The 9,570-nt window shown below is 63.9% G+C and carries 7 protein-coding genes and 1 pseudogene; all 8 read right to left on the bottom strand.

Translation table 11 applies throughout. From position 1 onward, the window contains the following. On the bottom strand, positions 1-834 hold an 834-nt coding region (locus E8A46_RS20495), incomplete at its 3' end, for a DNA polymerase ligase N-terminal domain-containing protein (RefSeq protein WP_291565138.1). 109 nt (positions 835-943) lie between these two features. Next, positions 944-1,144 (bottom strand): annotated as a pseudogene (locus E8A46_RS20490) (DUF6496 domain-containing protein); the annotation flags it as partial. Between the two features lie 806 nt (positions 1,145-1,950). Further along, the gene (locus E8A46_RS20485) at positions 1,951-2,397 is read right to left on the bottom strand and encodes a PTS sugar transporter subunit IIA (protein ID WP_291565136.1); all 447 of its coding nucleotides are present in this window, start codon (positions 2,395-2,397) and stop codon (positions 1,951-1,953) included. A gap of 87 nt (positions 2,398-2,484) precedes the next feature. Next, complete coding sequence (locus E8A46_RS20480; protein ID WP_291565134.1) at positions 2,485-3,174, bottom strand: response regulator transcription factor; 690 nt, start codon at positions 3,172-3,174, stop codon at positions 2,485-2,487. Continuing rightward, positions 3,171-5,897, bottom strand: coding sequence for a sensor histidine kinase KdpD (locus E8A46_RS20475; protein ID WP_291565132.1), 2,727 nt, complete (start codon positions 5,895-5,897; stop codon positions 3,171-3,173). Before E8A46_RS20475 ends, E8A46_RS20480 begins: the two co-directional genes overlap by 4 nt. Before the next feature lie 303 nt (positions 5,898-6,200). Then, a complete protein-coding gene (locus E8A46_RS20470; protein ID WP_291565130.1) occupies positions 6,201-6,806 on the bottom strand; it encodes a K(+)-transporting ATPase subunit C in 606 nt (201 codons plus the stop codon). Between the two features lie 109 nt (positions 6,807-6,915). Then, positions 6,916-9,033, bottom strand: coding sequence for a potassium-transporting ATPase subunit KdpB (gene kdpB / locus E8A46_RS20465; RefSeq protein ID WP_291565128.1), 2,118 nt, complete (start codon positions 9,031-9,033; stop codon positions 6,916-6,918). A 22-nt stretch (positions 9,034-9,055) separates the two neighbouring features. After that, the coding region (locus tag E8A46_RS20460) for a potassium-transporting ATPase subunit KdpA (RefSeq protein WP_291565127.1) at positions 9,056-9,570 on the bottom strand (515 nt) is incomplete at its 5' end.

Below are 9,570 nucleotides of genomic sequence, written 5' to 3'. Positions count from 1 at the left end.
GCCCTCGACCCGCAATTGCACGCGGTAGCCGTCGAATTTGATCTCGTGGCACCAGCCCTCCCCACTCGGCGGATGGTCGACCAAGGTGCAGAGCTGAGGCGCGACGAAATCCGGCATCGTCGCGGCTTTCCTGCCCTTTTGCGCGCTCCCGGGTGCGGCGGGCTGTGTGACGACATCGCTGCGGTTGGAATGCCACACCGCATCGGCGCTGGCGCGTTTGGATTTCGCCGTCATGAACGGCTGTGGCGCGTTGCCTTTGCCGGCGGCGATCTGATCCATGGTGCGCCCGGAGGCAACCGACCGATCGGCTTCCAGTATATCGTTGGCGTTGCCTTCGCGGGCATATTCGTCGCGATGCTTGATCAGCAGCCAATTGGTGCGTTTGCCGCCATTGCGGTCGTGGCGCATGCGCACCAGCACCCAGCTGCCGTGCAGCTTGTCGCCGTGCAGGGTGAATTTCAGGTCGCCCTTCCTGAATCCCTTCTCGGGATCGTCGGATGCCCAATAACCGCGGTCCCAGAGCTGCACGGTGCCGCCGCCATACTGGCCCTTCGGAATGGTGCCTTCGAAATCCCCGTAATCGAGCGGATGATCTTCCACTTCCACCGCCAGCCGCTTGTCGTGCGGATCGAGCGAGGGTCCCCGGGTGACCGCCCAGGATTTGAAGACGCCGCCGAACTCGAGCCGGAGATCGTAATGCAGGTGCGACGCATCATGCTTCTGGATCACGAACCGGCGCTGCTTCGCAGGCTTCACCGGCCTATCGCCGCTCGGCTCCGCGGTCTTTTCGAAATCCCGCTTCTTCCGGTAGGTGGAGAGATCTCTCAAGGACACGATCAATCCCGTGCAATTCGAATGACCCACAGCCTACCACGCGCCGGCCGGCGCCCGGAACAAGCCCGAGCAGGTAAAATGTCGGCTAAGTCTTCGATCGGCGTCCCGATTTCCCGGCAGCCCGCTTCTTCGAGGTCTTCTTCGGGACTTTCGCTCCCGCCGCCCTCGCCTCCGAAAGGCCGATCGCGATCGCCTGCTTGCGGCTCGTGACCTTCCGTCCCGAGCGGCCGCTCTTCAAGGTCCCTGCGTTGCGTTCCTTCATCGCGCGTTCGACCTTGGCGGATGCCTTCTTCGAATATTTTCGTGCCATGATTGTTCTCCGGTTGCAGGAAAATAATCGCCGCAGACGGCGATGGTTCCCGCTCTTGGGCTTGCTGGACGCCGTGCATCCGCACTCCCGCGGCGCAGTGCACCCGCCGTCGGCGTCGTCCCGGCCTTGAGCCGGGACCCATACGCCGGGTCGCCTGTTTTGAAAAATACTGTTCGAGGACTTTCGCGCAATCACGATGGCCTGTGGTCATGGGTCCTTGCGTTCGCAGGGACGACGGCTTGAGAGCAATTTCAGATACGGGCCCGCGATCCCGCGGCGCGGATGGCGCCCGGGTCGTGCGAGAATTTTCCGCCCCGAAAATGAGGGCGTGGGGAATGCCGGGTGCCCAGTGCACCCGCAGCCTCGTGTGCGAAGTTGGTCGTGAGAATGCACACGAGTATTCACAGCGGTCGCACCGGAAATCACCCGGCATCCCCGCACGCAATGGTTTTAACGGTTTCCTTCGCGCTCTCCCCGGTGACCGGGCTTTCTTGCCACCGTCGCCCCTGAGAAGCTTGCTTCTCAAGAACTTGACACCAGCGTCGGGGTGTCAGGACCACACGACTTCGCCGTCCGCTTTCGCGCCGCTCATCTACGGAGCCAAAGCGTCCACCGCATCCCGTTCCAACGTCCGTGACGATCGCGAAACGCCCCTCTGAGTGGGACGGGATGGCGGGAATATGAATGTGATTTGGGGCAAGCACGAAGCGAAATATTTTTGCGGAGGGGGACTGGACAGGTAGCATCAGCCTGATCCGGTTCAGGAAATTAGCTTTTAGGCGCATCCGGGTTTTGCTCTTGCGGCGCTATCGTCCGGCCACCGCCGCCAACAGCTCGGACGTCGTCTTTGCAGCCCGCAACCGCGCGAGATTCTCCGGCGATCTCAGGCTCCGGGCCACCAGCGCGAGCGCGGCGAGCGCTTCATTCTCAACCGCCGCAGGCAACAGCAGAGCGAACACGATATCCACCGGTTGTCCGTCGATGGCATCGAATTCGACCGGCTGTTTCAGTTTTGCCAATAGCCCGAAGGGCCGTTGCAGATCCGGCAGCCGGGCATGCGGAATGGCGACCCCGCGGCCGATCCCCGTCGATCCCAGCTCTTCGCGCTTGAGAAGACAGGACGCGATCGCCTCGACGGGCAGACCGAGACCGGCCGCGGCCTTGGCCGCCAATTCCTGCAGCAGCAGCCGCTTGTTCGCGGCCCGAACGTCGATCATGACGTCCGCTGGCGAAAGCAGATCGGAGATTTTCATGGTCGCTCCAGAAGGCACATCATTCATGGCCTCGATTGGTTCGCGCCCCTCCGCACGGCGACGGCATCAAAACGACTGCCACGCGCGTCAGTCCGGCGCGCGCAGCCGATAGCCGATGCCGGTTTCGGTCAGGACGAATTGCGGGCGCTCCGGATCGACTTCGATCTTTTGTCTGAGTTGCCGCACATAGACCCGCAGATATTGCGCGTCGGTCAGTTCGTCCCAGAGTTCATTGAGCAGAAACCGGTGGGTCAGCACCTTGCCGGCGTGCTGCACCAGCACGCGCAGCAATTCGTATTCCTTGGGCGAAAGCTTGACGTCCCGCTCGCCGACCTTGACGATGCGGCGCACCAGGTCGACCGAGAGATCGCCGGATTTGAACACCGGCCGCTCGCCATGGACCTGCAACTGATGCCGCAGCGCCGCGCGCATGCGGGCGAGCAGCTCGTCCATTCCGAACGGTTTTGTCAGATAGTCGTCGGCGCCCAGATCGAGCGCCTGGACCTTCCCCGCCTCATCGCCGCGGCTCGACAGCACCACGATCGGAACACTGTCGTTGCGGCCGCGGATCATGCGCAGCAATTCATGGCCCTGAATGTCCGGCAGGCCGAGGTCGAGAATGATCAAGGCGGGATCCTGCGCCAGCAGTTCGAGCCCGATCTTGCCGTTACTGGCTTCGAGGATTTCGTAACCTTGCGTGCTCAACCCCATCCGCAGGAGTTTGCGGATCGGCGGCTCATCGTCGATGACAAGCACCTTGATCGGCGTGGCGGTCATGCGGCGGTGTCCAACGCTTGTGATGCGGCAGGGATCGGCAATCGGATGGTCAGTACCGCGCCATTGCGGTCGGTGCGGTTGGCGGCGGAAATCGTGCCGTGCATCGCCTCGACAAAGCCGCGGGCAATCGCAAGCCCGAGGCCGGTGCCGGGGCGGACATGATCGCCCTTTTGCGCGCGGTAGAACTTGTCGAACACGCTCTCCAGCTCGGAATGCGGAATGCCCTCGCCTTCGTCGGCGATCTGCAGGGTGACCCAATCCTTGTCGCGCCAACCCCTGATAAAGATCGTGGTGTCCACGGGCGCATATTTGGCCGCGTTGTCCAGCAGATTGAACAGCGCCTGCTCGAACAGCACCGCGTCGAGCTCCAACATCGGCAACTCGGCGTCGAGATCAAGCGAGACGTTGTGATGCACCAGAATCTTGCCGGCGCGGCGCAACGCGCTGCCGACGATCTCGCTGACATCGTGCCGCGCGGTATTCGGCTTGACGGCGCCGGATTCCAGCCTGGTCATGTCCAGCAGATTGGCAATGAAGCGGTTGAGCCGCTCCGACTCGTCGATCACGGTTGCGAGCAGATCGCGCTTTTCAGCGTCGGTCAGGCCGCCGGCGAGATCACGTATCGTAGAAGCGGCGCCGAGCACCGATGCCAATGGCGTCTTGAGATCGTGCGAGATCGAGGTCAACAGCGCCGAACGCAGACGATCCGACTCGACGGTGCGCTTGACGCGATCCATGTCTTCCACCAGCAGCACGCGCTCGATCGCCAGCGCGCCCTGATCCACCAGCGCATCCAGCAATCGGCGCTGGTCCGGCGTCAGCAGCGGCCCGGTCTTGTCGTCGTCGATGCCGATGACACCGATCGGCCCGCGTCCGGTGCGCATCGGCAGGAACAGGCGCCTGGCGCCCGGCAGCGTATCGGAGCCGCGCCCGGCCGCGCGATCGTTGTTCCATGCCCAGTTCGCGGCGGCGAGATCGGCCTTGTCCAGCTCATCTTCAGGCGGGTAGCCCGTCTTCACGGTCAGCACGCCGTCCTCGGGCAACAGCAACACCACCCGCACCTTCAGCATCAACGCGATTTGATAGGCGGTCGCCCACAAGACGTCGTCCAGCGTCGCGGTGCCCGCGAGCTTGCGGCTGAAGGCGTAGAGCGATTCCGTGGTCCGCACCCTGCCGATGGCGGAGTCGGCCTGGGTGCGCACGCGCGCAGCGACATTGGAGACCAGCAGCGCGATCAACATGAAGAAAAAGAACGCCGCGACGTTGGTCGGGTCGGTGATCGTAAAGGTGTAAACCGGCGGCAAGAAGAAGAAGTTGTAGCACAACGACGCCGCGACGCTGGCCAATAGCGATGGCCACAGGCCGTAGCGAACCGCAACACCCACCACCGCCGTGAGAAACACGAGGTCGACATTCTCGATGCCGAACAGCGGCTGAATCAGTTCGCCGGCACCCAGGCCGATGGCCACGATCACGAGCGCCATCAGGTATGGCCTGGGATCGAACGGCTCGGGCCGTTCCGCCGCGCGCACGGTCTTTTTCGGAACCGGGTCGGTCGCAAGTTCCTCGCCGGCGATGACGTTGACGCTGATATGGCCGGCACGCCGCACCAGGTCGTGCACCACCGAGCCGCGCATCAACTCGAACCACCAGCTGCGTGTCGATTTGCCGATGATGATCTGGGTGACATTGTTGGCTTGCGCGAAACTCGTGAGGTCGTCCGCGATGCGGCGTCCGACGCCGGGAATGGTGATCGCCTCGCCGCCCAGCGCCTCGGCCAGGCGCAGCGTATCGGCAAGCCGGTCGCGCTGCTCGTCGCTCAATTGCAGGCTGCGCCGCGTCTCGATGCTGATGGCGGTCCAGGGCGCGTGCAGCCGGTCCGCCAGCCGCTTGGTGTAGCGCACAAGCCCTGCCGACCGCGGATCCTCGCTGAGGCAAACCAGGATGCGCTCGCCGGCGGCCCAGGGGCCGGCGATGGCATTGGCCTGCATGTGCGTGAGCAGTTGTTCGTCGACGCGCTCGGCGGTCCGCCGCAGCGCCAGTTCGCGCAGCGCGGTCAGATTGCCCGGCGAGAAATAATGCTCGAGCGCGCGCTCGGCCTGTTTGGGGACGTAGACCTTGCCTTCCTTCAGCCGCTGAATCAGATCGTCCGGCGTCAGATCGATCAGTTCGATCGCGTCCGCCCGGTCGAACACGGAATCCGGCACGGTCTCGCGCACCCGAACATGCGTGATCTGGGCGACCACGTCGTTGAGGCTCTCGATATGCTGGATGTTGACCGCAGTGTAGACGTCGATGCCGCGATCGAGCAGTTCCTCGACGTCGAGATAGCGCTTCGGATGGCGGCTGCCGGGCGCGTTGGTATGGGCGAGCTCATCGACCAGTGCGATCTGCGGACGGCGCGCAATCAGACCATCGAGGTCCATCTCCTCGATGGTCTGATCCTTGTACAGGATGCGCTTGCGCGGGAGCACCTCGAGGCCCTCCAGCAACGCCTGCGTTTCCATCCGCCCGTGGGTCTCGACCACGCCGACCACGACATCGGCGCCGGATTTCAGTTTGGCACGGGCGCTCAACAACATCTCATAGGTCTTGCCGACGCCGGGCGCGGCGCCGACGAAGATCTTGAGGCGGCCAGCCTGACTGTTCTCGCGCCGCGCCGTCTCCAGCAGGGCTTCCGGCGAGGGGCGTTGTTCGGGATCGCGGCGCTGCTGCTGGGCCATAAAAGCAATATAGTCCTCGGGCCGCGTCTGGCCTAGAGCACGATAAGGTAAGGCGAATCGGCCTGCGAACTTACTTCACCTCTCCCGCCTGCGGGGGAGGTCGACGCGCTCTCGGCGATGCGAAGCATCGTCCAGAGCGCGGCGGGTGGGGAAACCTATCCACTCGACCAGCGGCTCTTGCGGAAGCGCCCCCACCCCAACCCTCCCCCGCAAGCGGGAGAGGGAGCGCACTTCCGTCGTCGCTACAAACTCGACCTCATCTCATCACGCCCTAGAACCAGCTCTGGTCGGTTTTCAACCCTGCTATTTCCCGGCAGCCGCGTCCAGCGCCAGATTGAGCGTCAATACGTTAACCCTGGGTTCGCCGAACAATCCCGCGAAGCGGCCGGCCGTGTTCTCCGTCACCAGCTGGCGCACGCGCGCTTCCGGCATATTCCGCGCTTTGGCGATGCGTGGCACCTGGAACAGCGCACCCTCCGGCGAGATGTCCGGGTCGAGGCCGCTGCCGGAGGTGGTGACGAGATCGATCGGGACCGGGCTGGAGGAGTTCTCCGCCTTCAGTTTGTCGACGTCTTCCTTGATCCGGTCATTAAGGGCCTTGCTGGTCGGGCCGAGGTTGGATCCGCCCGAATTGGCCGCATTGTAGGGCGCCGGCACAGTCTTGGTGGCATCGGCCGGATCCGGCGCGGTCGTCGCCGAAGGCCGGCCGTGGAAGTATTTCTCCTCCTTGAACTCCTGCCCGATCAGGGCGGAGCCGATCACCTTGCCGTCGCGTTCGATCAGGCTGCCCTGCGCCTGCTTCGGAAAGATCACGCCCGCGATCGCGGTCATCGCGAGCGGATAGGCAAGGCCCGTGATCAGCGTCAGCAGGACAAGGATGATGATGGCGGGACGAATTTCTCGAACCATGATGTGTCTCCAATAATTCCGTCATTGCGAGGAGCGAAGCGACGAAGCAATCCAGTCTCTTGTTGCGGCCCCATGGATTGCTTCGCTGCGCTCGCAATGACGGTTAGGGTTAAACCAGATGCAAGGCGGCGACGATGAGGTCGATCGCCTTGATGCCGATAAAGGGAATGATGATGCCGCCAAGGCCATAGATCATCAGGTTACGGCGCAACAGCGCGCCGGCACCGATGGCGCGATACGCCACGCCTTTCAGGGCCAGCGGAATCAGCGCGACGATGATCAGCGCATTGAAGATGATCGCCGACAGGATCGCGCTTTGCGGGCTCGCCAGGTGCATGACGTTGAGCACCGCGAGCTGCGGGTAGAACGCCAGGAACATCGCCGGGATGATGGCGAAGTATTTCGCGACGTCGTTGGCGATCGAGAACGTGGTCAGCGCGCCGCGGGTCATCAACAGCTGTTTGCCGATCTCGACCACCTCGATCAGCTTGGTCGGGTTGGAGTCGAGATCGACCATGTTGCCGGCCTCGCGCGCCGCCTGCGTGCCGGTATTCATGGCGACGCCGACATCGGCCTGCGCAAGCGCCGGTGCGTCGTTGGTGCCGTCGCCGCACATCGCGACCAGTTTGCCCTTGGCCTGTTCGTCACGGATCAACTTAAGCTTGTCCTCGGGCGTCGCCTGCGCGAGAAAATCATCGACGCCGGCTTCCGCGGCAATCGCGGCCGCCGTCATCGGATTATCGCCGGTGATCATCACGGTGCGGATGCCCATGCGGCGCAGTTCGGCGAAGCGCTCGCGGATACCGCCCTTGACGATGTCCTTGAGATGAACGACGCCGAGCAGCCGGCCGTCCTTGGCGACCGCGAGCGGGGTGCCGCCGGCCTTGGCGATCTCGTCCGAGATCGCCTGGATCTCGCGCGCGGCGTCGGAATTGACCGAAGGCTGCAGCGCGCGGACGGTATTTCCGGACGCCATGGATTGGGAGCTGCCGCCCCCGATAAAGTTCAGGATCGCATCGACCGCGCCCTTGCGGACCGACGATGCGCCGGCATCGACGCCGCTCATGCGGGTCTGGGCGGTAAACGGAATGAAGGTCGCGGCCAATTCGACCATGTCGCGGCTGCGGATGCCGTATTTTTCCTTGGCCAGCACCACGATCGAACGCCCCTCGGGGGTCTCGTCGGCCAATGAGGCAAGTTGCGCCGCGTCCGCCAGTTCCAGTTCGCTGATGCCGCGGACCGGACGAAACGCCGTCGCCTGCCGGTTGCCGAGTGTGATGGTGCCGGTCTTGTCGAGCAGGAGGGTATCAACGTCACCGGCCGCCTCGACCGCGCGTCCGGACATCGCCAGCACGTTGAAGCGCACCAGCCGGTCCATGCCGGCGATGCCGATCGCCGACAACAACGCGCCGATGGTGGTCGGAATCAGCGTGACGAACAGCGCCACCAGGATGACCACCGAGATCTGGCCGCCGGCATAGGCGGCATAGCTCGGAATCGTCACGGTCGCGAACACGAAGATGATGGTGAGGCCCGCGAGCAGGATGTTGAGCGCGATCTCGTTCGGCGTCTTCTGCCGTTCGGCGCCCTCGACCAGCCTGATCATGCGGTCGATGAAGGTCGAGCCCTGCGCCGCGGTGATGCGAACGCGGATCCAGTCCGACAGCACCTGGGTGCCGCCGGTCACCGCCGAGCGGTCGCCGCCGGACTCCCGGATCACGGGCGCGGATTCGCCTGTGATCGCTGCTTCGTTGACGGAGGCCACGCCCTCGACGACTTCGCCGTCGGAGGGAATGTTGTCGCCGGCTTCGACCAGAACGATATCGCCGACCTTGAGGCTGGTGCCGGGTACCAGCCGATAGGTCTTGTCGGAGCCGGTCAACAGCTTGGCCTGGCTCTCGGTGCGGGTTTTCCGCAGCGATTCGGCCTGGGCCTTGCCGCGGCCTTCGGCGACGGCCTCGGCGAAGTTGGCAAACAGCACCGTGAACCACAGCCACAGGATGATCTGGAAGGTGAAGCCGAGGCCCGCACCGCCCGTCGCCAGATCGCGCAGGAAGATGACGGTGGTGAGCGCGGCCACGACTTCGACTACGAACATCACGGGGCTCTTGATCATGACCCGCGGATCGAGCTTGCGGAAGGACGAGCCGATCGCGGGCATCACGATCTTCGGATCGAGCATCGCCGACACCGGCATCCGCTTGTTCAGTTTTTGGACGACTTCCATGGAGGTAACTCCGAATGAGCGATCAGAACAGGGTGTTGGCGTTGCCAGCCAGGTGCTCGACGATCGGGCCGAGCGCGAGCGCCGGGAAGAAGGTGAGACCGCCGATGATCAGGATCACGCCGACGACCAGGCCGACGAACAGGCCGCCGGTCGTCGGCAAGGTGCCGGCCGACGCCGGGATCGACTTCTTGCCGGCGAGCGAACCCGCCATAGCCATGGCCGGCACGATCATGAAGAACCGACCGACGAACATCGCGACGCCGCCCGTCACATTGTAAAAGAGGATATTTCCGGTGAGGCCCGCGAAGGCCGAGCCGTTATTGCCGGTCTGCGAGGTGTAGGCATAGAGCACCTCGGTGAAGCCGTGCGGGCCGGCATTGGCCATTGACGCCACCGCCGTCGGATAGACAACGGCGACCGCGGTCCAGCCCAGATACATCAAGGGCAGCACCAGGATGGCGAGCATCGCCATCTTGACCTCGCGCGCTTCGATTTTCTTGCCGACATATTCCGGGGTACGGCCGACCATCAGCCCGG

This window comes from Bradyrhizobium sp., from assembly GCF_004799445.1.
GTDB lineage: Bacteria > Pseudomonadota > Alphaproteobacteria > Rhizobiales > Xanthobacteraceae > Bradyrhizobium.
This window is presented reverse-complemented; position numbering and strand designations above follow the sequence as displayed.